Annotated in this window: 27 protein-coding genes; all 27 read left to right on the top strand. The window is 34.6% G+C overall.

Annotation, left to right across the window (positions count from 1 at the left end; genetic code table 11):
- Positions 1-14 precede the first annotated feature (14 nt).
- The 27 genes from NC818_02565 (at position 15) to NC818_02695 (ending at position 25,541) form a co-directional block, all read left to right on the top strand.
- Positions 15-944 carry a sugar ABC transporter permease gene (locus tag NC818_02565; protein ID MCM8783648.1) on the top strand — a complete coding sequence of 310 codons (930 nt, stop codon included), beginning with the start codon at positions 15-17 and terminating at the stop codon, positions 942-944.
- 64 nt (positions 945-1,008) lie between these two features.
- On the top strand, positions 1,009-1,851 hold the full coding sequence (locus tag NC818_02570; GenBank protein MCM8783649.1) for a carbohydrate ABC transporter permease: 843 nt from the start codon (positions 1,009-1,011) through the stop codon (positions 1,849-1,851).
- Between the two features lie 19 nt (positions 1,852-1,870).
- Positions 1,871-2,488, top strand: coding sequence for a dTMP kinase (gene tmk / locus NC818_02575; GenBank protein ID MCM8783650.1), 618 nt, complete (start codon positions 1,871-1,873; stop codon positions 2,486-2,488).
- Positions 2,485-3,444 (top strand): DNA polymerase III subunit delta', encoded by a 960-nt coding sequence (holB, locus tag NC818_02580; protein MCM8783651.1) that lies wholly within the window; start codon positions 2,485-2,487, stop codon positions 3,442-3,444. Before tmk ends, holB begins: the two co-directional genes overlap by 4 nt.
- Before the next feature lie 47 nt (positions 3,445-3,491).
- Positions 3,492-4,280 carry a stage 0 sporulation family protein gene (locus tag NC818_02585; protein ID MCM8783652.1) on the top strand — a complete coding sequence of 263 codons (789 nt, stop codon included), beginning with the start codon at positions 3,492-3,494 and terminating at the stop codon, positions 4,278-4,280.
- Between the two features lie 151 nt (positions 4,281-4,431).
- Positions 4,432-5,952 carry a methionine--tRNA ligase gene (gene metG / locus NC818_02590; protein ID MCM8783653.1) on the top strand — a complete coding sequence of 507 codons (1,521 nt, stop codon included), beginning with the start codon at positions 4,432-4,434 and terminating at the stop codon, positions 5,950-5,952.
- 804 nt (positions 5,953-6,756) lie between these two features.
- A complete protein-coding gene (locus NC818_02595; GenBank protein MCM8783654.1) occupies positions 6,757-7,056 on the top strand; it encodes a PqqD family protein in 300 nt (99 codons plus the stop codon).
- Entirely contained in the window at positions 7,053-7,190 is a 138-nt protein-coding gene (locus NC818_02600; protein MCM8783655.1) for a hypothetical protein, read from the top strand. Before NC818_02595 ends, NC818_02600 begins: the two co-directional genes overlap by 4 nt.
- Before the next feature lie 22 nt (positions 7,191-7,212).
- Positions 7,213-7,617 carry a radical SAM protein gene (locus tag NC818_02605; protein MCM8783656.1) on the top strand — a complete coding sequence of 135 codons (405 nt, stop codon included), beginning with the start codon at positions 7,213-7,215 and terminating at the stop codon, positions 7,615-7,617.
- A gap of 150 nt (positions 7,618-7,767) precedes the next feature.
- Positions 7,768-8,034 carry a hypothetical protein gene (locus NC818_02610; protein MCM8783657.1) on the top strand — a complete coding sequence of 89 codons (267 nt, stop codon included), beginning with the start codon at positions 7,768-7,770 and terminating at the stop codon, positions 8,032-8,034.
- Between the two features lie 291 nt (positions 8,035-8,325).
- Positions 8,326-9,693 (top strand): YchF/TatD family DNA exonuclease, encoded by a 1,368-nt coding sequence (locus NC818_02615; protein MCM8783658.1) that lies wholly within the window; start codon positions 8,326-8,328, stop codon positions 9,691-9,693.
- 52 nt (positions 9,694-9,745) lie between these two features.
- The gene (locus NC818_02620; protein ID MCM8783659.1) at positions 9,746-10,777 is read left to right on the top strand and encodes a CPBP family intramembrane metalloprotease; all 1,032 of its coding nucleotides are present in this window, start codon (positions 9,746-9,748) and stop codon (positions 10,775-10,777) included.
- Positions 10,774-11,880 carry a DUF362 domain-containing protein gene (locus NC818_02625; GenBank protein ID MCM8783660.1) on the top strand — a complete coding sequence of 369 codons (1,107 nt, stop codon included), beginning with the start codon at positions 10,774-10,776 and terminating at the stop codon, positions 11,878-11,880. Before NC818_02620 ends, NC818_02625 begins: the two co-directional genes overlap by 4 nt.
- 24 nt (positions 11,881-11,904) lie before the next feature.
- A complete protein-coding gene (gene mtnA / locus NC818_02630) occupies positions 11,905-12,942 on the top strand; it encodes an S-methyl-5-thioribose-1-phosphate isomerase (GenBank protein MCM8783661.1) in 1,038 nt (345 codons plus the stop codon).
- A gap of 46 nt (positions 12,943-12,988) precedes the next feature.
- Positions 12,989-13,900, top strand: a complete 912-nt coding sequence (gene thiL, locus NC818_02635) for a thiamine-phosphate kinase (GenBank protein ID MCM8783662.1) — start codon at positions 12,989-12,991, stop codon at positions 13,898-13,900.
- Positions 13,901-14,362, top strand: a complete 462-nt coding sequence (gene tsaE / locus NC818_02640; GenBank protein MCM8783663.1) for a tRNA (adenosine(37)-N6)-threonylcarbamoyltransferase complex ATPase subunit type 1 TsaE — start codon at positions 13,901-13,903, stop codon at positions 14,360-14,362.
- 8 nt (positions 14,363-14,370) lie between these two features.
- Complete coding sequence (gene tsaB / locus NC818_02645) at positions 14,371-15,054, top strand: tRNA (adenosine(37)-N6)-threonylcarbamoyltransferase complex dimerization subunit type 1 TsaB (protein MCM8783664.1); 684 nt, start codon at positions 14,371-14,373, stop codon at positions 15,052-15,054.
- Between the two features lies 1 nt (position 15,055).
- A complete protein-coding gene (gene alr / locus NC818_02650) occupies positions 15,056-16,201 on the top strand; it encodes an alanine racemase (protein ID MCM8783665.1) in 1,146 nt (381 codons plus the stop codon).
- Positions 16,194-16,850 carry an endonuclease III gene (locus NC818_02655; protein ID MCM8783666.1) on the top strand — a complete coding sequence of 219 codons (657 nt, stop codon included), beginning with the start codon at positions 16,194-16,196 and terminating at the stop codon, positions 16,848-16,850. The genes alr and NC818_02655 overlap by 8 nt, the downstream gene beginning before the upstream one ends.
- An 8-nt stretch (positions 16,851-16,858) precedes the next feature.
- Positions 16,859-17,587: a 16S rRNA (uracil(1498)-N(3))-methyltransferase gene (locus NC818_02660; protein ID MCM8783667.1), complete on the top strand. Its 729-nt coding sequence runs from the start codon at positions 16,859-16,861 to the stop codon at positions 17,585-17,587.
- Position 17,588: 1 nt separating this feature from the next.
- A complete protein-coding gene (locus tag NC818_02665) occupies positions 17,589-18,677 on the top strand; it encodes a 6-phosphofructokinase (GenBank protein MCM8783668.1) in 1,089 nt (362 codons plus the stop codon).
- A 25-nt stretch (positions 18,678-18,702) separates the two neighbouring features.
- Complete coding sequence (locus NC818_02670; GenBank protein MCM8783669.1) at positions 18,703-19,893, top strand: MiaB/RimO family radical SAM methylthiotransferase; 1,191 nt, start codon at positions 18,703-18,705, stop codon at positions 19,891-19,893.
- 116 nt (positions 19,894-20,009) lie between these two features.
- Positions 20,010-20,525, top strand: a complete 516-nt coding sequence (locus NC818_02675) for a CvpA family protein (protein ID MCM8783670.1) — start codon at positions 20,010-20,012, stop codon at positions 20,523-20,525.
- A 10-nt stretch (positions 20,526-20,535) separates the two neighbouring features.
- A complete protein-coding gene (locus tag NC818_02680; GenBank protein ID MCM8783671.1) occupies positions 20,536-21,492 on the top strand; it encodes an NGG1p interacting factor NIF3 in 957 nt (318 codons plus the stop codon).
- 59 nt (positions 21,493-21,551) lie between these two features.
- Positions 21,552-23,324, top strand: coding sequence for a DNA primase (gene dnaG, locus NC818_02685; protein ID MCM8783672.1), 1,773 nt, complete (start codon positions 21,552-21,554; stop codon positions 23,322-23,324).
- Position 23,325: 1 nt separating this feature from the next.
- Positions 23,326-24,897, top strand: coding sequence for an RNA polymerase sigma factor RpoD (rpoD, locus tag NC818_02690; protein ID MCM8783673.1), 1,572 nt, complete (start codon positions 23,326-23,328; stop codon positions 24,895-24,897).
- Positions 24,898-25,037: 140 nt separating this feature from the next.
- Complete coding sequence (locus tag NC818_02695; GenBank protein ID MCM8783674.1) at positions 25,038-25,541, top strand: NAD(P)H-dependent oxidoreductase; 504 nt, start codon at positions 25,038-25,040, stop codon at positions 25,539-25,541.
- Positions 25,542-25,561 lie beyond the last annotated feature (20 nt).

A 25,561-nucleotide genomic window follows, 5' to 3' on the forward strand; every position in this document is an offset into this window, starting at 1 on the left:
ACAAAAAATTTATTATGAAAGTACGCACAAAGGAAACTTTAACTGCTTACTTATTTCTTTTGCCCAATTTCTTAGGATTTTTGGTTTTTACCTCTCTTCCTGTAATTTTTTCTCTAATTTTGAGTTTTTTTGATTGGGATATATTGAATCCTCCCAAATTTGTGGGTTTAGGTAATTTTATAAAACTGTTGGGTTTTAGTTTTACTGATAAAACACTCACTTTCAATGATCCTCATTTCTGGTATTATGTTTTTAATACTGTTTTTCTGATGCTGGTAATTCCTCTGGAGATATTTGGGGCGCTAGTTATTGCTTTAGCCTTAAATCAAAGAATTCGGGGTATTGTTTTTTATCGCACTATTTTTTATTTGCCTTATATCTCCTCGGGTGTCGCTACGGCAATAATATGGAGGGGGATTTTAAACCCGGATTTCGGTCTTCTTAATACAATTATTGCCAAGTTGGGTAATTTTTTGCATTTAAGTTTTCAAGGGCCGAATTGGCTCTCTCATCCTTTTTGGGCAAGGATTTCTATGATGCTTGTAGGGCTATGGACAATTATTGGAGGAAATAACTGCCTTCTTTTTTTGGCTGCTCTTCAGGGGATCCCACGCGACTTATACGAAGCGGCGGAGATAGATGGAGCAAATTCCTGGCAGAAATTCTGGAGAATTACCTGGCCGATGATTTCCCCGACGACCTTCTTTATTGCCATTATGAGTATTATAGGAGGTTTTCAAGGTGGTTTTATGCTTGCCTATATTATGACCGGTGGTGGACCGGGAGGAGCGACTACTACCATTGAATATTATATTTTTAATAACCTCTATACCTTCCAAAAAGCAGGTTATGCTGCCAGCATTGCTTGGGTTTTATTTTTGATAATTCTTTTCTTCACAAGACTTTCCTGGAAGTTTGGAGGCAAAAAAGTAGAATATCATTGAAATATGAATAAGGTTTAAAGAAGATGAAAAAGTTGATTTTATAACCGCGGAAGAGTCCAAGAAAATGAAGAGAAGAAGGGAATTTTTAAAGAAATTTACGGTATATGTTTTACTTTCTTTGATTGGTGTAAGCATGGTCTTACCATTCTTATGGATGGTTTCTACTTCACTTAAAGAAGCCGAAGCGGTATTTATACAAGTAAAGCCGTGGTGGCGTAACTGGATTCCTCAGAAAATTGTCTGGGCTAACTATTATCGTGCTTGGAAGGCAGTTCCTTTTGGTAGGTTTTATCTCAACAGTATTATTGTAGCTTTTTGTGTTACTATAGGAGTAGTTTTTACCAGTTCGTTTGCTGCTTATGCCTTTAGCCGACTAAATTTCCCTGGAAGGGACAAATTGTTTTTTGCATACATCGCTACAATGATGATACCTGGTTCAGTAATCATAATTCCCCAGTTTGCTTTAATAAGAATTATGGGATGGATTGATACTTACCGGGCTTTAATTATTCCTGCTATGTTTACCGCCTTTGGGACATTTCTTTTGAGGCAGTTTTTTATGACCATACCCAAAGACCTTGAAGATGCAGCTAAAATTGATGGTTGTGGTTATTTTGGGATTTATTGGAGAATTATTCTGCCCCTCTCCAAACCAGCATTATCTACACTTACCATTTTCACCTTTCAGGGTAATTGGGGTTCTTTTATGTGGCCTCTTCTTGTTACCAATAGAACCGAATTACGTACCCTTCCCATTGGTTTAGAGTATTTTAAGAGTCAGTATACCACTGACTGGACTCTACTTATGGCAGGTTCAGTAATGGTCATTCTTCCCATAATACTCCTTTTTATCTTTAATCAACGATTTTTTGTAGAAGGAGTAAAACTGAGTGGTATAAAGGGTTAACGTATTTAAAACAAATTTTATGAAAAGGGGAATATTTATTACTTTTGAAGGTCCGGAAGGTAGTGGTAAATCTACCCATGCAAAAAGATTATCTAGTTTTTTAAAGAGCAAAGGACATTCTGTAATTCTTCTGAGAGAACCCGGGGGGACAAAGATAAGCGAAGAAATAAGGAGGATTCTATTGGATAAAAGAAATAAGAAAATAGATAGTAAAACGGAGGCACTTCTCTATCTGGCTGCGCGCGCCCAGTTAGTTAAGGAAAAAATAACCCCTGCTTTAAAAAGCGGTAGAATTGTTATTTTGGACCGTTTTCAAGATTCTACTATTGTTTATCAGGGACACGGCGGAGGATTGGATTTATCCCTTCTGGATAAACTGGGTAGATTTGTCACGGAAGGATTAATTCCTGATTTGACTTTTCTTCTTGATATAAATACCAAAGAAGGTTTAAGAAGATGCGGTCTAAAAGACCGCATGGAGAAAAAATCTTTTTCCTTCCATCAAAGGGTAAGAAAAGGATATTTAGAATTGGCTAAAAAAAACCCAAAAAGATTTTTTCTGATAGAAGTAGATAGAGATATTGATGCCGTTAGTAAAAGAATAGAGAAAAAAGTTTTGGAAATAATTTCAAGATGAGAAAAACAATTTTCCAAGAAAGCATAATTAATCTTTTGATAAACTCTTTTAAACAGAATAAGCTTAGTCATGCCTATATTTTTTTAGGACCGGAGGGAGTAGGCAAAGCTTTTACCGCAAAGTATTTTGCCCAATTTGTTAATTGCGAAAATAAAGACATTAGTCCCTGTTTTAGATGTTCAAATTGCATCAAGATTGAGAATGGCAATCACCCCGATGTGCATTGGGTAAGACCAGAGGATAATTCTCAAGGTATAAAAATTGAAGCAATTCGCAACCTGCAAGAGAGAGTTTCCCTTAAGCCCTATGAGGCAAAATTCAAAATATTTGTTATTGAAAAAGCCGACTTTATTTTGGAAGACGCGGGTAATTGCCTGCTCAAGACTTTAGAAGAACCACCCGGTAATTCCCTTTTGATTCTTCTTGCTGAAGAAAGGGAGAGATTTCTTCCTACAATCATATCTCGTTGCCAATTAGTAAGATTTCCTTTATTAAAGAGAGAAATTATAGAAAAATTTCTCCAAGATAATTATCATTTGGATAAAATAAAAACTTATTTTTATAGTAAGCTTGCAGAAGGAAGCATAGGGAAAGCTATTACCTTGGTGAATTCTCATTATATAAATAAACGCAATTTAGTATTGGAAAATTTTTTGAAAAATAAAGAATTAGGCAATGAGTTGCTCTGGAAAGAAAAGAGAAATTTTTTAGAGGCTTTAAGTCTGTTAAGTGGAATATTTAGAGATGTGCTTTTAGAAAAATTTGGCTTAGACAATCTAATTATAAATATAGACCAGAAAGATTTAATTAGGGAGATAACGCTTCTTTATTCCCCTAAAGAGTTATATAATTTAATTGACAGATTTATTTTTTATTATGGCTTTATCCAGCACAATGCTAATTTGCGACTGGCCTTTACTAATTTAGAGATGGATTTAGAGCGGAAAACAGGATGAATTTTGCTAAACTATAAATATTATTATTTATTAGGAGGGCACATTTTATGTTAGTGGCGCAGATAAAATTGAGAGAAGCGGGTAAAATTTCTCTTTTTGAGATAAGCGGAGAGATAAAACCGAAGATAGGAGATTTTGTGATTGTTGAACAGGATCGAGGTCTTGATTATGGACAGGTTCTTTCTGACCCAGAGACGGTTACAGATGTAGCCCAGGAAGAACCGGTATATAAAATAGTGCGCATCGCTACCGCCGATGATTTAAGTCAAATAAATAAGAATAAACGCCGAATAAAAGGGGTTATAAATCTGTGTCTTAAAAAAATTGCTGAGCATAAATTGGATATGAAATTGGTAGATGCGGAATATTCATTTGACCGCACAAAAATTATTTTTTATTTTACTGCCGAAGGAAGAATTGATTTCCGAGAACTAGTAAAAGATTTAGCCAAGGCATTTAAGGTAAGAATTGAATTGCGTCAGATTGGAGTGAGAGACGAAGCAAAAATGCTTGGAGGATTCGGCCCTTGTGGGAGGACTTTATGTTGTGCCACTTTCTTAAAAGATTTTGAACCGGTTACGATGCGGATGGCGAAAGACCAGAATTTACCCCTTAACCCCACGAAAATTTCTGGCTTATGTGGAAGGTTGATGTGTTGTTTAAGTTATGAAGCAGGATTGTATAAAGAGTTTTTACGCGGCCTACCTAAAGTGGGTGAATGGATAACAGTAGAAGGAGGGGTTAGGGGAAAGGTAGTGGAGTTAAATATTCTGAAACGAACTGCTACATTAGAATTAGAAGACGGAAGAAGAATAAATATAAGCTACAAGAAATAAATCCGAATGTCAAATTTTCGAAATCCGAAACCGGATTAGTTAAACCCTAAATCTTTAATTCAAGAACCCAAAAGATTTGATTTATTTAGGATTTAGAGTCTTGAACTTAGAGTTTGAACCGTATTTGTACTTGTTTTGAAATTATAAAGGAATGGATAAGTTATATATCACTACACCGCTTTACTATGTTAACGCTACTCCCCATATTGGTCATTCTTATACCAATATTGCTGCCGATTGTTTAGCAAGGTTTATGCGTCTTAAAGGTAAAGAGGTATATTTTTTAACCGGAACCGATGAACATGGTCAGAAAATTTTTCGTTCTGCGCAAAATTCCGGTAAGAGTCCTCAGGAATTTGTAAACAGCATTGTTCCTCATTTTATTGATTTATGGAAAACCCTTTCCATTTCTTATAATGACTTTATTCGCACTACTGAAGAAAGACACAAAAAGACAGTAAGTTTTGCTTTATCAAATCTTTATGATAAAAAAGATATTTACCTTACAGAATATAGTGGTTGGTATTGTACTCCCTGTGAAACATTCTGGACAGAGACCCAACTTGATTCTCCCCTTTGTCCTGATTGCCTGCGACCTTTAGAGGAACTAAAAGAAAAAAATTATTTTTTTCGTTTAGAAAAATACCGCAATTGGTTAATTAAACATATTGAGGAACACGCTTCTTTCATAAAACCCATAAGCCGTAGAAACGAAATTCTTAAATTTTTAGAAAAACCCCTCAATGACTTATGCATTTCTCGTCCAAGAACACGTTTAGAATGGGGAATTCCTATCCCTTTTGATTCCGGATATGTTACCTATGTTTGGTTTGATGCTTTAATTAACTACATTTCCGCAATTGGTTTTGGTCAAGATGAGGGAAAATTTAGGAAATATTGGCCTTGTGATATTCATTTAGTAGGGAAAGATATTTTACGCCAGCATACAATTTACTGGCCAATAATGCTTCATGCTTTAGGAATTGAACTTCCAAAAACTGTTTTTGCTCATGGTTGGTGGATGGTAGGAGAAGGGAAGATGTCTAAATCTAAAGGAAATATTGTTGACCCATTGGAGATGGTTAAAAAGCATGGTGAAGATGCCTATCGTTATTTTCTTTTAAGAGAAATTCCTTTTGGTCAAGATGGAAATTTTAGCGAGTCTGCTTTAATTTCACGCATAAATTCCGATTTAGCCAATGATTTGGGGAATTTATATTTTAGGACCTTTGGAATGCTTGAAAAGTATTTTTCAGGAAAAATTCCTGAAGTTTCTCCTTTAGATAAAGTTTTTAAAGAAAAATTGGGAAAATTACCTCAAGAGTTAGAAGAAGCAATAGAAGATTTAAACTTTCAAGAAATGCTTATTTCTATTTGGGAGTTAGTTAATCTTGCCAATAAATTTATTGAAGATTCTCGCCCTTGGGAACTTTCCAAAGAAAAAAAGATAGATGAACTTTCCTCCTTTCTGTATAACCTTATAGAAATTCTGCGTATTGTAACCATCTGTGTTTATCCCTTTATGCCTAAGTTTGCAGAAAAAGTCTGGAGACAATTAGGACAAAGAAAAGAACTTCAAGAAGTAAGTTTCTCAGAAATTTATCAATGGGGTTTATCTATTCCAGGTACAGAAATAGAAAAAGGAACCCCTCTATTCCCAAGAATTATTTAAGGGATAACCGAAATCGGTAAGATAAAAATTAAATGGGATATAAAAGATAAATATATTATAGAGAGGGTTTTAGGACATTACCAAAAATTTCTCTCTAAAAGTAAGAAAAAGGATATTGAGCTTAAGGTCTATAACCGAAATTTTTCCTTCCTAAAAAATTCCCTCTGATCACTACGCAAAGCTGGGATTATTTAAGAACAAAAGATAAATTATATTTTTGTTTTTCTCGTGGAGAAAATAGTTCGGTTGCTTGCGTATCTTGTGATTTTAAAAAGATAGATTTTTATACCCCTAACAAACATGGCCAATTACTTCTTTATCTTTTCCCTGAACTTCTTTATAGTCTAATTCTTCCTGAATTCAATGGCCTTCTAATTCATGCCGGTGGGGTAAAATTAAATAAAAAAATATTTGTTTTTTAGCCCCTACAGAAGGAGGAAAATCAACTTTAGCAAAGCTTGCTTTAAAGAAAGGTTTTCCTGTTTTAAATAACGACCGCATAATTTTAAGAAAAATTAGAAATAAATTTATTGCCTTTGGTAATCCTTGGCATGGTGAAGTAAGAAAGACTTCCTCGGATTATGGTAAGATAAAAGAATTATTCTTCTTAGAAAAGGCAGAGAAAATTATATTAAGGAAATAAATAAACAAGAAATGTTTCTTTACCTTTTAGGAAATACTTTCTGTTTTAGGGGAGATAAAGACCATTACAAAAAGTTGTAGATATTATTTTAGAATTGATAGATAATATAAAAGGATATACTTTAGGTTTTGACCCCACTGTAAGTATCTGGAGGTATTTAGATGAAAGATTTAGATAAAGTTTTCAAGAAAAATACTGAGCTTGCCTGGAGAATAATTGATAATGAGACAATGATCATCCCCCTTGATGAGCAAACTGTAGATACCGAAAAAATTGAAGTTTTAAATCCTACTGCAACGTGTATCTGGGAATTAATTAATGGGGAAAATACATTAAAGGAGATAATTGAAAAAATATGTGAAGAATATGAAATTGAATATGAAGAGGCGGAAAAAGAGGTGCTCGGATTTATAAGAGATCTAAGGAATAAGAATTTGATTACCTTAGGAGGTGAGCGATGAAGAAAAATAAGAAGAAATGGGAGAAGCCCAAGGTGAAAGAGATGAAGCTAAGGAGGGGAATAAGTCTTTACCTTTGCGACAAGTTTCCCCAGACGGCGCCCTACCATGATATTTGTGCTTCAGACTTCTCATGATTTATACTAAAATTATATATGTATGGTCTCAATTTGGTACAGAGGTGTTTTAAATAGAGTTACTGAAAATCTTATTCCTTTTCACTGCCTCTTAGAGCTTACCTACAGATGCAATCTCAAATGCCTGCACTGTTATGTGGTAAGGGATACTCAAAAAGAACTTACCACTCAGCAATTCTTAAGTATCTTAGATCAACTTAAGGAATTAGGAACTTTGTATCTCATCATTTCTGGAGGAGAACCGTTAGTAAGAACTTATTTTTTTGAAATTTGCAAACACGCTAAGAAGAATAATTTTGCATTACGAATATTTACGAATGCTTCCCTAATTAATACAAATATTGCGGAGAGGATTAGAGAACTTAAACCTTTAGTAGTAGAGGTGGGTTTATACGGGTTTGAAAAGACGCACGATGAAATAACCTAGGTTAGAGGTTCGTTCAAAAAGACTGTAGAAGGAATAAAGCTATTTAAGAAAAGAAATATCCCAGTTCTGGCAAAATGCGCTCTTTTAAATAAAAATATTTATGAAATTTGGAAATTGAAAGATTTTGTAGAAAAGGAGTTAAAAATAAAAATGCGGGGTATAGGAGGAGGTTTAGCTTTATCACCTTGTGATAATGGAGACTTAAGACCTTTAAATTATCTACCTACAGATGAGCAATTGAAATGGTATATGAAAGAAGAAAAAATATCTGAGGAGGAATCAAAACAGCCACCGGATTTTAGAAAACGCCGACTTAATTTTAACCTTTGTGGTTCAGGGATAAGCACTGTTAATATTACTCCCCATGGAGAAATCAATCCCTGTGTGCAAATAAGAACAAAAAATAAAATAAAATAAATCACAGAAGTATCAAAGATATCTGGCAAAATGCAGAGGAGTTTAAGTTACTTAGGCAAACGAAGATTAGAGATTTAGAAGAATGTCAAGATTGTGAATATGAAAAATATTGTTTCCGCTGTGCCGGGATTTCCTATCTACTTACCGCTTCCTTCATCAAATCCTATCCTGATGCCTGCAGGCAAGCACGTATAAGAAAAGAAATTTACGAGGGCTAATTTATTTTACAACCATCTTCTTTCCTGCTATAATTTTAAACTAACTATTTCCTACTAACTACTATCTCCTAATATGTTAATTGATACCCATTGTCATTTGGATTTTTCAGAATTTGATAAGGATAGAGACGAGGTAATAAACCGTGCAAAGGATAGAGGAGTAAAATATTTTATTAATGTTTCCTCCGATTATTCTTCTAATTTAAAAAGTTTAGAGTTAGCTAACAAATACCCTGAAATTTATGTCTCTTTAGGAATCCATCCCCATTATGCTAAAGATGTGGATGAGAGTATTTTTGAAAGAATTAGAGAATTAGCTAAGGAAAATAAGAAAGTAATAGCCATTGGAGAAGTTGGGCTTGATTTTTATAAAAATATCTCTCCAAAAGAAATTCAATTAGAAATTTTCAAGCGATTTTTAGAATTGGCAGAGGAATTAAATTTGCCCGTAATTGTCCATAATCGGAATGCCCCTAAAGAAATTTTAGAAGTAATTAAAAAATTTTCTTTGAAGGGAGTTTTTCATTGTTTTTCTGGAGACAACGATTTTCTAAAAGAGGTTCTTAATTTAGGTTTTTATATTTCTTTTACTGCTAATATAACTTATCCCAACGCAGAAAATCTCTGTGAGATAGTAAAAGAAACTCCCATTGAAAAAATACTTCTTGAGACCGACTCTCCCTTTTTATCCCCTCAAGAAAAGAGAGGTTTGCGTAATGAACCAGCAAATTTGGTCTATTTAGTTGAGAAATTAGCAGAATTAAAAGGTTTAAGCAAAGAAGACATTATACGCATTAGCGGTTTGAATGCAGTTCAATTATTTAGACTTCCGTTTGAAGATAAACCAAAAATTGTTTATCCCATAAGAGATTCTCTATATGTAAATATCACCAATCGCTGTACAAACAATTGCTCTTTTTGTGTAAGGTTTTATACTGACTATGTTAAAGGGCACAACTTAAAATTAAGAAATGAGCCATCTTTTGAGGAAATTATAAAAGAATTAGAAAAAGAAGATTTCAGAAAATATAAAGAAGGGGTTTTTTGCGGTTATGGAGAACCTTTTCTAAGACTTGAGATAGTTAAAAAAGTAGCAAAATATCTAAAAGATAAAGGGATTCGGGTAAGAGTTAATACCAATGGGCAAGGAAACTTAATTCATAAAAGAAACACTGTTCCTGAATTAAAAGATTTAATTGATGAGGTTTTTGTAAGTTTAAATGTGGATAATGAGGAAAGTTATGCTAAAATATGTAAGCCTGATTTTAAGGAGGGTGTTTTTAATAAAATAAAAGAATTTATCTTAGAGTGCAAAAAATACATCCCTTATGTTACAATTACTTTTATAGATTTACCAGAGGTAGATTTAGAAAGATGTGAGAAGATTGCTAAAGAATTGGGAGTTAATCTTAGAATTAGAAGATTACATCAGGTGGGATAGATATTAAGAATTCGTAATCCGTAACTCGTAATCCGTAATTCGAAACGAAATTATGTTTAAAAAATTGATTTTGGAAAATCAGGTTTATTTTTTACTCTTGTTTTTAAGTTTGGTTTTGGGTATTTTTTCTTATCTAAATCGCGATTACTTAGGAATATCGCCGTTAGAAGAAGCTTTTAAAGGAGAAATTTCGCAATATGAAAACATTAGTTCCGAAGGTTTTGTTAAAAATATCGAACAGAATATTCAGATTTCTTATCTTCTAAAAATTACTTTTTTCGTTGGGTTTTTATTTTTTATAATGGGGGTATATTTTTGTTTTTCTTTTTTATTTGCTTTATTTAGAGGAAAGGTCACGCTTTTTTCTCAAGATTTCCCTGCTGTAAATTGGCAAATTTTAGATATTTTTCGGGTAGTTATAGTCATAATTTTCTTTACAAGTTTTTTAAAGGTAATTGAGCCAATTTTTTTTAGAATATTTGGAATTAACATCTTTGTCCGTTTTATGCTCCATGTCCTATTGTTTGACATTTTTTGCTTGGGGTTAATTATCTATTTTGTATATCAAAAACATCGCTCAACGCTTATCAGTCTTGGTCTGGGCTTGAGTAATTTTATAAACAATATTTTGCTTGCTTTCCTTCACTATTTAGGAGTAATTCCTCTTCTGTTTTTATCTATATTTTTCTCTTTTTCTTTCACTCAACTCTTTAAATATAAACCGGAAATTTCTCCGCTCTTCTATTTCTTTTTTCTTCCTCAGCCAAAATTACTGATTTTCTTTACTACAATTTTTATTGCGATTATCGGTCCCGTAATCGAAGAGATTTTCTTTAGAGGGTTTTGCTATCCCGCTTTACGCAGTAAAATTGGTCCTTTAAAGGCAATGGTTTTAGTTTCTTTATTTTTTGCACTTTTACATATGAATGTGATAGGCTTTTTACCCATTTTTACTTTGGGTTTACTTCTTGTTTATCTCTATGAGAAGACACATTCCCTTTTCTCTTCAATTGGTGTACATATAATTCATAATAGTTTAATTCTCTATCTTGTTTTTCTCTATCGAGCTCTTTTGCTAAAATGAGTTCTCGGCTAGCCATTTTAAAGTGTTTTGATTACTCCCCTGCATTTATATCAGAGTCAATAGAAAAACTTTTTTATCTTTTAGGGGGGATAGAGAAGTTTGTTAAACCACAGGATAAAATTTTTATTAAACCCAACCTTTTATCAGCAACCTCCCCCCACAGAGGAATAACTACCCATCCTTTATTGGTTAAGGAAGTGGCAAAGAGATTCAAAGAAAAAGGAGCAGAAGTGTTTATTGGAGATAGTCCTGGGGGAGGGATAAATATCGATGAGGTTTATGAAAAAACGGGAATGCAAAAGGTTGCTAAAGAACTGGGATTAGAATTGGTTAAATTTGATAAGATTAAAAAGGTTAAAAATTACCCTCTTGCAGAGATAGTTCTTACATGCGATCGTTTTATTTCCCTGCCAAAATTAAAGACACATTCCCTAATGGTAATTACGGGAGGAATAAAAAATTCTTTTGGACTTGTTCCGGGCATATATAAAACCGAGCTGCATTTAAGGTTTCCTCGTCCAAAAGAATTTAGTAAAGTTATTGTAGATGTATTCAGTTTAAGAAAACCGGATTTGGTAATTGTAGATGGAGTTGTTTCTATGGCAGGAGAAGGTCCGGCGGGAGGAGTCTTGAAAAATACAGGAATAATTCTAGGAAGTTCTGATGCGGTAGCAATAGATTCGGTTCTGGCAAAACTTATGGGAATTAATCCCTTTAAAATTCCTACTATCTACGAAGCATATAAAAGAGGATTGGGGAAAGTAGATAAAATAGAAATGATGGGCGAGGATTTGAATTCCGTTTTATTTAAAGATTTTTCCTTACCTCGCTATTCTTTTCTCAATATTATTCCTCAAACAATTCTCAAATTGGGGGGAAGCTTAATTAGAACTTATCCTTTTATAAATGATGTTCTATGTCAAAGGTGTGGGATTTGTATTAAAGGGTGTCCTGCAGGAGCAATTAAAATGGCGTCCCAAAAGATAACAATTGATTATAAATTTTGTATAAAATGCCTCTGCTGTTATGAATTCTGTCCTCATAAAGCAATTTCTTTAAAGAAGGGAATTCTTTTAAAGTTATTGGACTTGGTAAGGAGATAAATTTGTGCTATTATAAAAATAGAAATGTCTTTTCAAACATTAAAGTGGCACAAAAATAAATTAATTTTACTTGACCAGCGAAGACTCCCTTTTGAATGTATTTATGTCGAATGTGAAGATTTAAAAAGTGTCTGGAAGGCAATTAATACGCTTACCGTAAGGGGCGCGCCGCTTATTGGAATAACTGCAGGTTTTGGAGTATATTTGGGGGTGAAGGATTCTTCTGCCCAGCATCACTCTTCCTTTAAAAAAGATTTTGATAAAGTAGTCTCCTATTTAGCTACTTCTCGCCCTACAGCAGTAAATCTTTCTTGGGTATTAGAAAGGATGAAAAATTTAGTGGAGAAAGAGAAAGATAAGCCTATTAAAGAATTAAAAAAAATAATCCTTAAAGAAGCGGAAAAAATTATGGAAGAAGAGAAACTTGCTTGCAGAAAACTTGCTGAATGGGGGGCGAAGTTGATTAACGATGGTGAAAGAATCCTTACTTATTGTAACACAGGAATGTTAGCTACAGTTGAATATGGAACAGCTTTGGGAGCCATTTATCGGGCAAAGGAGAAAGGGAAAAATATAGAGGTTTTTGTTTGTGAAACAAGACCATTTTTACAAGGAGCAAGATTAACTGCTTGGGAGTTGAAAGAAAATAAAGTTCCTTTTACTTTAATTTGTGATAATATGGTAGGAACTTTAATTGCCCGAGGTAAAGTAGATAAGATTTTTGTAGGTTCTGACAGAACTGTAGCTAACGGGGATACTGCCAATAAGATAGGAACCTATAATCTTGCAGTTATTTCTTATTACCATAAAATACCTTTCTATGTAGCTTGTCCTTTGTCAAGTTTCGATTTTAGAATTAAAAGCGGTAAAGATATTCCCATTGAAGAAAGACCCCAAGAGGAGATGCTCTATATAAGGGATAAACGCATTGCTCCCTATGGAGTAAAAGCATATTATCCTTGTTTTGATATTACTCCAGGAGAACTAATTACTGCCATTGTTACAGAAAAAGGTATATTTAAACCACCGTATACAAAGAGTTTACAAAAGTTAAAACTCTAAATACGAAATCCGAAATTCGAAACTGTTAAATAAAGGAGTAGAAAAATTGAAGAGGAGGATAAACGTAGAGGATATTGGTGAGTTTGGACTTATAAATTATTTAAGTAAAACCATTAAGGATAATAAATCAGTAGTTAAAGGAATTGGCGAGGATGCAGCAGTGATAAATTATTCTAAAACAAAATACTTGCTTTTTACTACAGATATGCTTATAGAGAATGTGCATTTTAAAATAAAAGAATCCAGTCCTTATCAGATTGGCTGGAAGGCTTTAGGTTGTTCTTTATCGGACATTGCGAGTATGGGGGGAATACCTCTTTATGCTCTAATTTCCTTAGGAGTTCCTAAAAATTTATCTTTTGATTTTATTAAAGGCATTTATTCAGGAATTAGAAAATTGGCAAATATTTTTAAGGTAAATATTGTGGGTGGAGATACAGATAGAGCAGATAAGTTAATTGTTGATGTATTTTTAGTTGGTGAAGTAGAAAAAAAGAAGGTAGTTTATCGTAGTGGGGCAAAGGTAAACGACATCATTGCGGTTACGGGGAGTTTGGGAAATAGTTACAAAATAAAAAAACATCTCAAATTTTTACCCCGGATAAAAGAAGCAAGATTTTTGGTTAATAATTTCAAAATAAATTCAATGATTGATGTTTCTGATGGTTTAAGTACTGATTTGTTTCATATTTTAAGAGAAAGTAAAAAGGGGGCAATAATCTTTGACAAAAAACTTCCTTTAGCAAGAAAGGCTACTATTGAGCAGGCTTTAAATGAGGGAGAGGATTTTGAGCTTTTGTTTACCCTTTCAGAAAAAGAGGCAATAAGACTTTCTAAAAATAAGAAAATAGCCGTTCGTTTTATTGGAAAAGTTACTGAAGATAGTGGAAAGATTATATTTTATAGTAGAAAAGGTGTTATAAACGGAATAAGACCCAAAGGTTTTAGGCATTTTTAGATGAAAGTTTTTATTACTAAAAGCGAAGCGGAGACAAAAAAACTTGGGGAAAATTTAGGGAAAAATTTAATTTCTGGAGATGTTCTTTGCTTAGTTGGAGAACTTGGTTCAGGAAAAACGGTTTTGGTAAAAGGGATTGCTCGGGGCTTGGGAATCTTGGAAGAGCTTATAAACAGTCCTTCATTTATTCTGATTAGGGAATATTCTTCAAAATTAAACCTTTATCACTTTGACCTTTATCGATTGAAGACATTGGGAGAAATAGAATCCCTGGGTTGGGAAGAATATTTATCCAAAAAAGGGGTTTTGGTTATTGAGTGGGCAGACAAAATGGAGGAAGTTTTACCTCAGGAACACTTGCGTATTGAGATGAAAATTTTTAGCGAAAAAAAGAGAAAAATTAAGCTAATTCCTAAAGGAAAAAGATATAAAGAGTTGATTAGGAAATTAAAATTTAGTTAATCTGTGTTATGAAAATACTTAGTTTAGATTCTTCTACAAAAATTTTAACCATGGCAATAAACGAGAGTCGTGATGTTGTTTTTGAGATTGAACGCGAAGCAGAATTTAGCTGTAATAAGCTTTTATTTTCTTTACTTAAAGAAATGTTTGAGAAGACCAGAATTTCTTTAAAAGATATTGAGCTTTTTGCTGTAGGCATAGGACCAGGTTCATTCACAGGAGTGCGTGTGGCTTTGAGTGTCATGAAAACATTCTCTTATTTGAAAAATAAACCTATAATAGGAATTTCTACTTTAGATACTATTGCCTCAAACCTTAAAGGCGAAGTTAAAGAATTGATTTGCCCCATAATGGATGCCAAAAGGGAAAAACTCTATAGTGCTATTTATCGCAAAGTGGATGAGAAATTAGAAAGAATTTCTGATTATTTATTGATTTCTTTAATTGATTTGTTCGAGAAATTAGATAAGGATGTTTTTTTCTTGGGAGATGGAGTTAATCTTTACCGAAAGGAAATTATTAGAAATAGACCAGAAGCCAAAATAGCCAGTTATAATTTATATTACCCTAAGGCAGGAAATTTAGGTATAATTGCTTATGAACGTTTTAAGGAAGGAAAAGTTGACTCAGTTTTTGAACTTCTACCTTTATATCTTTATCCTAAGGAATGCAGTATAAAAACTAAGAACTGAAATGGGAGAGATTATTGATATAAAAATAAAAAGATATAGTCGGCAAACCTGGGCAGAGGTTGATTTGTCTTCTTTAGGATTTAATCTTAAGCAGATAAAAAACATTTTATCTTCCGAGACAAAGATTATGCCCATTGTTAAAGCAGATGCCTATGGGCATGGTTTGGTTGAGGTAAGTAGGTATCTTGTCTCACAAGGAACAGAACAGTTGGGGATTGCGACGGTAGATGAAGGAATTGAATTAAGAGAAAATGGATTAGGCATATCTTTGTTTCTATTAGGCAATATTTTCCCTGAAGAGGCCGAAGCAGTTATTGAATACAATCTTATTCCTACTTTGTGTAACTTAGAAGTAGCCCAAAGGCTCAATGAAGTAGCCCAAGAAAAAAATATTTTTGTAAAAACACATGTTAAGATTGATACGGGGATGGGAAGAATTGGAGTCTCTTATAAAGAAGCAAAGGAATTTTTCTTAAAAATTAAAGAATTTTCTCATTTAGTTATAGAAGGTCTCTGGACGCATTTTGCCTCCGCAGAAGATGACTCTTTTACTAGTCTTCAGCTTACAAGATTTAATTTTGTTTTAGAAAGTTTGAAACAATTAGGAATTGGCTTTAACTATATCCATACCGCAAATTCCATGGCTCTATTTAGAAATAGAGAAACACATTTTAATTTAGTTAGACCGGGAATTACTCTTTATGGAGTTTATCCCGATGTTTCTTTAAGAGAAATTGTAGAGTTAAAGCCAGCAATGAGTTTAAAGACAAAGATTGTTTTTTTAAAAAAAGTTTATCAAGGAGAGCCAATTAGTTATGGAAGGACATTTTTTACTCAGAGAGAAAGTCTTATCGCTACCTTACCTATTGGTTACGGAGATGGATATAATTGGCTTCTATCCAATAAAGGAAGAGTATTAGTAAGGGGTCAATATGCTCCTATTGTAGGAAGGGTTTGCATGGACCAGATAATGGTTGATGTGACTGATATCCCCGGAGTTTCTTTAGGAGATGAGGTAGTTTTATTGGGTAGGCAAGGAGATTTAGAAATTACTGCTGAAGATCTAGCAGAGCTTTCAGGAACCATTTCCTATGAAGTTCTTTGTAGAATTGGGTCAAGGGTTCCGCGAATATACAAGGGTGTCTAAATTTAATTTTAAAAATTTAGATAAAATTATTGAGATTTTACGTAAAGAGGTAAGACAGTATCGCAAGCCGGTAGTAAGTTTTGTTGCCGATTATTCAAAAAACAACCCCTTCTTAGTTTTAATTTCTTGTCTTCTATCTTTAAGGACTCAAGATAAAACTACGGATAAAGCTACTAAAGGATTATTTTCCTTGGCAACAACTCCTCAAGAGATGTTAAGACTTTCATTAAGAGAAATTGAGAAAGCAATCTATCCTGTAGGATTTTATCGAGTTAAGGCAAGAAATATCAAAAGGATCTGTAAAATTTTAATTGATAGGTTTGATGGTAAGGTGCCTAGTGATTTAGAAACACTTCTATCTTTACCGGGGGTAGGAAGAAAGACTGCCAATTTGGTATTAACCGAAGGGTTTAATAAATTGGGGATTTGTGTAGATACGCATGTGCATCGAATTTCTAATCGCTTAGGGTTTGTAGAGACAAAAACCGCCAAAGAAAGCGAGTTTGCTCTACGCAAATTATTACCCCAAAAATACTGGAAAGAATTTAACTATCTTTTGGTTACCTACGGGCAGAATGTCTGTAAACCCCTAAGACCATTGTGTGCTAAGTGTAAAATTTATACTTATTGTTTGAGAAAAGGAGTATAATTATATAAGTGGAGCAATTTTTTATAGAGAAAGAGAATATAAAAGGAGATTGTCTTTTTATAAGAGAGTCAGAGGCCCATCACCTAAAGGATGTTTTGAGATACAAAAAAGGAGGGATTTTAAATCTCTTTGATGGAGAAGGTGGGGTATATCGAGGAGAAATTTTAGAGTTAAGAGGGAAAGAAGTAAAGGTAAAAATATTAAATAAAAAATGCAAAGAGAAAAATCCACCCTTTTTCCACTTAGTGCAAGCAATTCCCAAAAGAGAAAAGATGGATTTAGTTGTTGAGAAAGTTACAGAGTTAGGAGTTGAGGAAATCATTCCAGTAATTACTGAAAGAACTGTAATTCTTCCTGATAGAGAAAAGGGGGAAAAGCTTCTTGAACGTTGGAGAAAAATTTCTCTTTCGGCAGTAAAACAATCAAAAAGACTTTTTTTACCCAAAATAAATGAGATTAAAGAATGGTCTCAAGTTTTTAAAGAAATACCCGCTTCAGCGAGTTTATTTATTCCTTCTTTAGAAGAAAAGGGAATAGCTTTTAAGGAGATTGATTGGGGGAAGCTTAGTAAAGATATTTATATCTTTATTGGTCCCGAAGGAGATTTCACAAAAAAAGAAATCCAGAAGGCAAAAGAAAAAGGAGCAATTCCTGTGAGTTTAGGAGAGGCGGTTTTAAGAAGCGAGACTGCGGCAATATATTTATTATCGGTTTTAAATTATGAACTGAAATCCTAAGATGAAAAAAAGGCGTATTGGAATATTAACCGGTGGAGGAGATTGTCCGGGAATAAATGCGGTAATCCGGGCAGTAGTAAAAACTGCCATAAATAATTATGGATGGGAGATTATAGGCATTGAGGATGGTTATTTAGGTTTGATTGAAAACCGCATAAGAGTCCTCACTTATGATGATGTTTCAGGAATTTTGACTTTAGGAGGGACAATCTTGGGAACTTCTAATAAGACCAATCCCTTTGCTCAGCCTGTTAAATTTAAGAAAAGAGTTATTTTCCGTGACCTCTCCAAACGCTGTATAGAGAATTTTAAAAAGATGCGCTTAGAATCGCTGGTCTGTATTGGCGGAGACGGAACCCTGAGGATTGCTTATAAATTTCTTGAGAAAGGGCTTCCGATAATTGGAATTCCTAAAACCATTGACAATGATGTTTGGAAAACAGACTTAACTTTTGGTTTTGATTCGGCAGTAATAACTGCAACCGAGGCAATAGATAAGATCCATACTACCGCCCAGTCACATCACCGCGTAATGATTGTGGAAGTGATGGGAAGGTATGCAGGATGGCTTGCTTTATCATCAGGAATTGCTGCTGGGGGAGATATAATTTTAATTCCTGAAATTCCCTTTGAGATTGGTAAGATTTGTGAGAAAGTAAAAGAGAGAAATAAAAAAGGGAAGAGATTCAGTATCATTGTGGTCGCAGAAGGAGCTCATCTTAAAGGGGGGAAGATGGTTGTGCAGAAAGTAGTAAAGGATAGTCCCGATCCCTTGAGATTAGGAGGAATAGGGAATTTATTGTCAGAGGAAATTGAAGAAAAAACAGGTATTGAATGCCGCGTGACTGTTTTGGGGCATCTTTTGAGAGGAGGGAGTCCATCTCCTTTTGATAGAATTTTAGGCTCAAGGTTTGGAGAATATAGCATAAATTTGATTAAGGGATATAATTTTGGGCAAATGGTTGCTCTGCAAGGAAAAGAGGTGATTTCGGTGCCTTTAAAGGAGGCGGTGAGTCAGATTAAAAAAGTTCCTCTCGACCATCAATTAATTAAAGTTGCTCTTTCAGTAGGAACATATTTTGGGATTTAGGAATTCGGATTTCGAATTTAAACTTATGAAGAGAAGCGTTAAATTTTATACTTTTGGCTGTAAGGCAAATCAGTATGATACGCAGGTTTTACGAGAAAAATTTCTTTCCCAAGGTTTTGTAGAAACAGATAATGGTTTTGCTGATGTGTATGTAGTAAATACCTGTGTAGTTACAAAAAGGGCAGAATCGGAGTGCCAAGTTTTGTTAAATAAATTAAAAAGAAAATTTCCTTATAAAGAGGTTATTCTTAAGGGATGCTTAAAGAGGCTTATAGAAAAAGAGCATAAGGATAAACGGTTCTCTAAGGACTTGGCAGAAGAAAAGATTACCTTTTTTGCAAAACACAAACGTGCATTTCTAAAAATTCAAGATGGATGTGATAATTTTTGTGCTTATTGCATCGTTCCTTATGTAAGGGGAAAATCGACTAGTAAACCTAAGGAATTAGTCATCGAGGAGTTTAAGGGACTTTTGAGAAACGGCTACAAAGAGGTTGTTTTGACGGGAATTTGTTTGGGGGATTACGGCAAGGATTTTTTGCCTCCCTCAACCCTTGTGGCATTACTGAAAGAATTAGAGTCTATAGAAGGAATTTTTCGTATCCGTTTAAGTTCTCTTGATCCCCAGTATATCGATAATGAGCTGATTGATTTTTTGGCAAAATCTAAGAAAATTTGTCCTCATTTACATATTCCTTTTCAAAGCGGAGACGATTTTATTTTAAGAAAAATGAACCGTAAATATAGAAGCGATTTTGCTTATGATATAATAAAAAGAATAAGAAAGAAAATACCGGGGATAATTTTTACTACTGATATTATGGTAGGTTTTCCTCAGGAAAAAGAAGAAAATTTTAGTAACACTTTAACACTTTTAGAATATTTAAAACCCCTTAAGATTCACATTTTTAGATTCAGTCCGCGTCCAGGAACACCAGCGGAAAGTTTTCTTGGAAGAGTTAATTTAAAAGAGGAATTAGAAAGATTTAATTTGCTAAAAGAGTTGGATAAAAAATTTCGCGATTTTAATTTGAGAAAGTTTTTGAATAGAAAAATTTCTTTGCTTGTTGAAAGAAGAATTTCAAAGGGGGTATTTTCAGGGCACAGTGAGCATTACTTTAATGTGCTTCTAGAAGCTGAGGGAAAATTAATTGGTGAAATTGCTGAGGTAAAGGGAAAAGAAATCAAAGAAGATAGGCTTCTGTGTACTTTATAAAGTATAGGCTACTTTTGGTAAGTTGGTGTATTTAAGTGGTTTATGTGCCAAATTTTTAAGAAGTGCTTACCTTGACAAAAAGGGTATTGTGTGTTATAATTAGAAGGGAGTAGAGATTGTTTCCCAATTTATTAAAGGAATTCAACTGGGTTGATGCAGTTGTTTTAATCTTTATTATTCGCGGGATTTTTCGAGGAGCAAAGAATGGGTTTGTCCTTGAGGTCCTGAGTTTAAGCGGTTGGTGTGTTGCTTTATATTTGGCGCTTAAGTTTTATAAAACAATAGCCTCTACCCTTCATGAACGCACAGAAATTCCCCTTGTGCTGAATGAAGTTTTTATCTTTGGAGGAATTATTATAACCACCATATTACTGGCTAATTTTTTAGGGCAGATTCTTAAGCGCATAGTAAGGATAAAAGTTGTTGAGAGAATAAGTTTCTATGGTGGAGCGATTTTTGGAGTTTTAAAGGCTTGCGTAATTTTAAGTGCTCTTTTTTATTTCTTAGGAATCTTGGGTATTTCTTACATTAATAAATCTATACAAGAGAGGTCATTAAGTGGTAGAGCAATTACAAAGTTAGCCAGTGTTGTTTATCGGAATTTAGGAGCAGTTATAGCGGAAAGTAAATAGGAGGTGAAAATTGAAACTAAAAACACTATATGAATCGGTGGTAAGAGAGGGAATAGAACTTGACCCGCGAGGAAAGGAGAAGGTTCTTAAGACCTTGGAACGGGCAAAAAAGGAATACTCCTCTTTAAAAGAAGAAGAGAAAAAAAAGTTTGATTTAGAAAAATTGCGTAATCCTTATTCAGATACAAGAATATTAAACGGAGACCCCGAGCGAGAAGTAAAAACTATCCTTGCAGGAATAGATATGGAAGTAAGCGAGGTTTTACTTGCGGATAGGTTGAAAGAAAGAGGAAAGAAAATAGATTTGATTATGTCTCATCACCCTGAAGGTCGTGCTTTAGCAGGATTCTACGAAGTTATGCGGATGCAGGCAGATATTTTGAATAAAATGGGTGTTCCTATTACCGTTGCTGAAGGACTCTTAGGGGAAAGAATTAAAGAAGTGGAGAGAAAGGTTCTTCCCTTAAATCACACCAGAGCGGTAGATGCTGCGAAGTTGTTGAATTTAGCATTTATCTGTGTACATACTCCTGCGGATAACTGTGTTACAAGTTTCTTGCAAAAATTGATAGATAAGAAAAAACCGGAGTTTTTAGGTGATATAGTGGAGATACTTCTGGAAATCCCTGAGTATAAATTAGCAGAAGCAAACAATGCTGGTCCACAGATTCTTATCGGAGATAGAAATAAGAGAACCGGGAAGATTTTTGTAGAGATGACCGGTGGGACTGAGGGTTCAAAAGATATTTTTAGCAGACTTGCCCAGGCAGGAGTAGGAACGATTGTTGCTATGCATCTTTCTGAGGAACATTTTAATAAGGCAAAAAGTGAACATATAAATGTAGTTATTGCCGGCCATATTGCTTCGGATTCGTTGGGATTAAATCTGATTTTGGATGTTTTAGAGAAAGGTGAAAGAATGGAAGTGATTACCTGTTCGGGTTTTCAGAGAGTAAAACATAGCTAAAGATTATAAATACGCAGATTAAGATTTTTTCATAAAAAGGTAAACAAATTTACAACATTATGGCAGGTTTTATTGGGGATAATGTGATTGATGAAATCCTTTCAAGGGTTGATATAGTAGAGTTTATTTCTTCTTACTTTCCTTTGAAGAAAACGGGGAGAAACTTTAAGACAATTTGTCCTTTTCATAAGGAAAAAACACCCTCTTTTATTGTAAGTCCAGATAAGCAGATTTTTCATTGTTTCGGTTGTAATGAGGGAGGAAATGCAATACACTTTTTGATGCGTTATGAACATTTAGAGTTTCCTGAGGCAGTAAAAATCCTAGCTAAACGGGCAGGAGTGGTTATTCCCGAAATCAGGAAGGAATCTAAAGGAGTTCTTGATGTATATAAGATAAACAATTTAGCAATGCAGTTTTATCACAATATTTTGCTTAATTCTTCTCAAAGCGAAGGGATAAGAAAGTATCTTTCAAAGAGGGGTTTGGAAAAAGCGACGTGGGAGAAGTTTAAATTAGGTTTTGCTCCAACAGAGGGAAATATTTTGAGAAATTTCCTAAAAAATAAAGGAGTAGCTATGGATTTAGCAGAGAGGACAGGTTTGATTGTTCATAGAATAGAAAAAGATGGCTACTTCGATTTCTTTCACGGAAGAATTATCTTCCCCATATTTGATATCCGACAAAGGGTTATTGGCTTTGGAGGAAGAATTCTCGATGATTCTTTGCCGAAATATATCAATACTCCCGAGACAATTGCCTATAAGAAGGGAGAAAATCTCTATGGGTTAAATTTTACGCGCGAATCAATTCGTGAAAAGGGTGTGGTGATTATTGTAGAAGGATACATGGATTTAATTTCTCTTTATCAAGCAGGGGTAAACAACGTTGTTGCTACCTTAGGAACCGCTTTGACTCCAGAGCAGGCACGTTTGATAAAAAGACATACCTCTTCGGTAGTTATTGTTTATGATGGAGACAAAGCTGGTGAATCTGCTTCCTTGAGAGGGATAGAAGTTTTATTAGAGAGTGGTTTAGAGGTAAGGTTGGTAGCGCTACCTCAGGGTTTTGACCCTGATAGTTTCGTGCGTTTGAAAGGGAAAGATAATTTTAATAGACTACTTAAAGAAGCAAAAAATATTCTTGAGTATAAGCTACAAACTTTGACACCTCATTATGATATTCGAAAAATAGAAGATAAGGTTAAGTTGATTAAAGAGATACTACCGACACTGTCTAAAATAGAGAATAAAATAATGCTTTCAGAATTTGTTAAACAATTGGCAGACAAACTTTCTGTTTCTGAGGAAAGTGTTTGGATTGAGTTTAAGAAGATTTGTTCTAAGAATAAAAATTTTGAACAGAAGGGTTTTTCTTTGCCAGAGACAAACACCGTAATTCCTTCTATCCGAGAGGCAGAGATAACGCTTTTAAAAATTATGCTCAAAGATAAATCCTTAATCAAGGAAGCAAAAGCACTTTTGGGTGAGGAAGAGTTTCTTAGCCCACAAATAAAAAATATCATAGGTTTACTTTATACTCTTGCGGAAGAAAATAAGCCTATAGAGCCAGCAAGAGTTGTAAATTATCTTGGTGAAGTTTCTGCAAATAAGGTGTTTACGCGTTTATTGGTAGAAGAAGATTTTGGAGAAGCAGAACAGAAATTTGATACCGTTTTTTCCGATTGTGTAAAGAAGTTAAAAGAAGACAACCGTCGGAAAATTTGTTTAAGGCTTAAGGAAGAAATAAGCGATGCTCAGAAGAAAGGTGACACGGAGCGCATTGAGGAATTGCTTAAAGAATTTAATGCCTTAGCACGACAGAGGGATTGAGATGAAAGAGTATAGTTTAAAACAAACAAGATCGGAAAACATACGCAAGCTTCTCAGTTTAGGTAAAGATAAGGGGTATCTTACCTACGATGAGGTAAACGATATTATCCCTGAGGATGTAGTTTCTTCTGAGGAAATAGATGAGATCTTGCGTATTCTGGGAAATGAGAATATTGAGATAGTCGACTCGGTGAAAGAAATAAAACCCGTTTCCTTGCCTGAGGAAGAAGTAGAAACGGTAGAAGAAGGCGAGCCTCTCCCTGAGGTATTCCCGATGGAGGACCCCGTGAGGATGTATCTTAGGCAGATGGGGCAAATTCCTCTTCTTACCCGTGAAGAAGAGATTTCTTTGGCTAAAAGGATTGAGGAGGGGGAGAAAATTTATCGTCAGGCAGTTCTAGATTCAAGAGTTGCCAAGAAGCTTATATTGGAAATTATTGATGAAATTTTGGGAGGGAAACTCAATTTAGAAGAGTTTATAGATGAAGAACCTTCTATGGCGCGAGAAGATACGATTAAACGTCTTGAGAAACTTGCTAAGAAATTGAAACAGACACGCGAAAGAGATAAGATTATTAAGATCGTTAACCAATTTCTTCTTACCCCCTCTGCGATTGAGGAAACTGCGAAAAGGATGAAACTACTCTGTGACGAGATAGAAAAAATAAATCGCAAAATTTACAATTTCAGAAAAAAACGCAAACGTACAATAACTGCTCTCTTGATGCGCGAGAAGAAAAAAATTGAACTTATCTTTGGTGAGTCCTATGAGAGAATTAAAGAACGGATGGTAGACATCAAGAAAAAAGAATTGCGCTATCTAAGAGCAAAGAGGGCATTAGTAGAGGCAAACCTTCGTCTGGTAGTGAGTATTGCTAAAAAATACACCAACAAAGGATTGTCTTTCTTGGACCTCATTCAAGAAGGAAACATTGGCTTGATGCGAGCGGTGGATAAATTTGAATATCGTCGAGGATATAAATTCTCTACCTATGCCACGTGGTGGATTCGCCAGGCGATTACTAGGGCAATTGCTGATCAATCGCGGACAATTAGGATACCAGTGCATATGACGGAAACAATTAATAAGCTTATTCGCGTCTCTCGGAATATCGTGCAGGAAAAAGGAAGGGAGCCTACCGCTGAAGAGATTGCTAAAGAGATGAAGATGCCTGTGGATAGGGTAAGAGGGATATTGAAAATTGCGCAGGAACCCATTTCATTACAGACACCAGTTGGCGATGAAGGAGATACGCATTTTGGAGACTTTATTGAGGATAAAACCGCAGTATCTCCCGCAAATGCTACTGCCTACTCTTTGCTTAAAGAGCAGTTAGAATCCGTGCTTGATACCCTTACGGATAAAGAGAAAAGGGTGCTTAAATATCGTTTTGGAATTGGTGATGGCTGTCCGCGAACCTTAGAGGAGGTCGGAGCGCTTTTTAGGGTTACCCGTGAACGGGTGCGTCAGATTGAGGCGAAGGCATTGCGCAAGCTCCGCCATCCTATACGCAGTAGAAGGTTAAAGAATTTTATAGATATGGTCCTTTCCCAGCAGAAGCAGACCTTATGAATTAGGTTAATATAAGCAATGCGTTGGATATTGATGTTGTTGATTTTTTTGGTATTGAGCGGTTGTAGTAGGGGAAAATTTTCTATGCAGGATGGTTCAGCAAAATTTTCCTTTCCCTTTGAGCTTCCTAAGAAAGAGTAATGAAGAATAAAAGAGGGAAAATGCAGGTATTAGTAGTGTATTATTCAAGGACGGGTAATACTAAGCGTTTAGCAGAGGAGATTGCAAAGGGCGTTAGAGAAGTAGAAGGTGTAGACTGCTTGTTAAAAGAGATTTCCCAAGTAACAAAAGAAGATTTTCTTAATTCTCAAGGAATTATTGCAGGTTCTCCTGTTTATTTTGGGACGATGGCAGGGGAGTTAAAAGAAATTTTTGATAAATTTGTAGGCATAAGAAGTAAGATGGAGAACAAAATAGGTGCAGCCTTTACTACCAGTGGAGACCAAGCCGGAGGAAAAGAAACTACCTTAATGTCCATAATTCAGGCAATGCTTATTTATGGAATGATTATTGTGGGTGATCCTTTGGATGCTACAGGACACTATGGAGTTTCTTGTTGCGGAAGTCCTGATAAAGAAACATTAGATAATGCAATAAAATTGGGAAGAAGAGTTGCAACTTTAGTGGGAAAATTATATTCTTAATTAATAAGGTCATAAAGCAT

Source organism: Candidatus Omnitrophota bacterium, assembly GCA_023819145.1.
In the GTDB taxonomy this organism is placed as follows: Bacteria; Omnitrophota; Gorgyraeia; order DTHP01; family DTHP01; genus JBFWKV01.

Bases quoted from the DNA above. Each gene is read 5' to 3' on its own strand.
- dnaG (MCM8783672.1), top strand. From the start codon at position 21,552: ATGGCAGGTTTTATTGGGGATAATGTGATTGATGAAATCCTTTCAAGG.
- NC818_02600 (MCM8783655.1), top strand. From the start codon at position 7,053: ATGAAGAAAAATAAGAAGAAATGGGAGAAGCCCAAGGTGAAAGAGATG.
- tsaE (MCM8783663.1), top strand. From the start codon at position 13,901: ATGAAAGTTTTTATTACTAAAAGCGAAGCGGAGACAAAAAAACTTGGG.
- NC818_02670 (MCM8783669.1), top strand. From the start codon at position 18,703: ATGAAGAGAAGCGTTAAATTTTATACTTTTGGCTGTAAGGCAAATCAG.
- NC818_02605 (MCM8783656.1), top strand. From the start codon at position 7,213: ATGGTCTCAATTTGGTACAGAGGTGTTTTAAATAGAGTTACTGAAAAT.
- rpoD (MCM8783673.1), top strand. From the start codon at position 23,326: ATGAAAGAGTATAGTTTAAAACAAACAAGATCGGAAAACATACGCAAG.
- NC818_02695 (MCM8783674.1), top strand. From the start codon at position 25,038: ATGAAGAATAAAAGAGGGAAAATGCAGGTATTAGTAGTGTATTATTCA.
- NC818_02585 (MCM8783652.1), top strand. From the start codon at position 3,492: ATGTTAGTGGCGCAGATAAAATTGAGAGAAGCGGGTAAAATTTCTCTT.
- NC818_02620 (MCM8783659.1), top strand. From the start codon at position 9,746: ATGTTTAAAAAATTGATTTTGGAAAATCAGGTTTATTTTTTACTCTTG.
- mtnA (MCM8783661.1), top strand. From the start codon at position 11,905: ATGTCTTTTCAAACATTAAAGTGGCACAAAAATAAATTAATTTTACTT.
- tmk (MCM8783650.1), top strand. From the start codon at position 1,871: ATGAAAAGGGGAATATTTATTACTTTTGAAGGTCCGGAAGGTAGTGGT.
- alr (MCM8783665.1), top strand. From the start codon at position 15,056: ATGGGAGAGATTATTGATATAAAAATAAAAAGATATAGTCGGCAAACC.
- NC818_02565 (MCM8783648.1), top strand. From the start codon at position 15: ATGAAAGTACGCACAAAGGAAACTTTAACTGCTTACTTATTTCTTTTG.
- metG (MCM8783653.1), top strand. From the start codon at position 4,432: ATGGATAAGTTATATATCACTACACCGCTTTACTATGTTAACGCTACT.
- NC818_02615 (MCM8783658.1), top strand. From the start codon at position 8,326: ATGTTAATTGATACCCATTGTCATTTGGATTTTTCAGAATTTGATAAG.
- holB (MCM8783651.1), top strand. From the start codon at position 2,485: ATGAGAAAAACAATTTTCCAAGAAAGCATAATTAATCTTTTGATAAAC.
- NC818_02595 (MCM8783654.1), top strand. From the start codon at position 6,757: ATGAAAGATTTAGATAAAGTTTTCAAGAAAAATACTGAGCTTGCCTGG.
- tsaB (MCM8783664.1), top strand. From the start codon at position 14,371: ATGAAAATACTTAGTTTAGATTCTTCTACAAAAATTTTAACCATGGCA.
- NC818_02610 (MCM8783657.1), top strand. From the start codon at position 7,768: ATGCGGGGTATAGGAGGAGGTTTAGCTTTATCACCTTGTGATAATGGA.
- NC818_02665 (MCM8783668.1), top strand. From the start codon at position 17,589: ATGAAAAAAAGGCGTATTGGAATATTAACCGGTGGAGGAGATTGTCCG.
- NC818_02625 (MCM8783660.1), top strand. From the start codon at position 10,774: ATGAGTTCTCGGCTAGCCATTTTAAAGTGTTTTGATTACTCCCCTGCA.
- NC818_02570 (MCM8783649.1), top strand. From the start codon at position 1,009: ATGAAGAGAAGAAGGGAATTTTTAAAGAAATTTACGGTATATGTTTTA.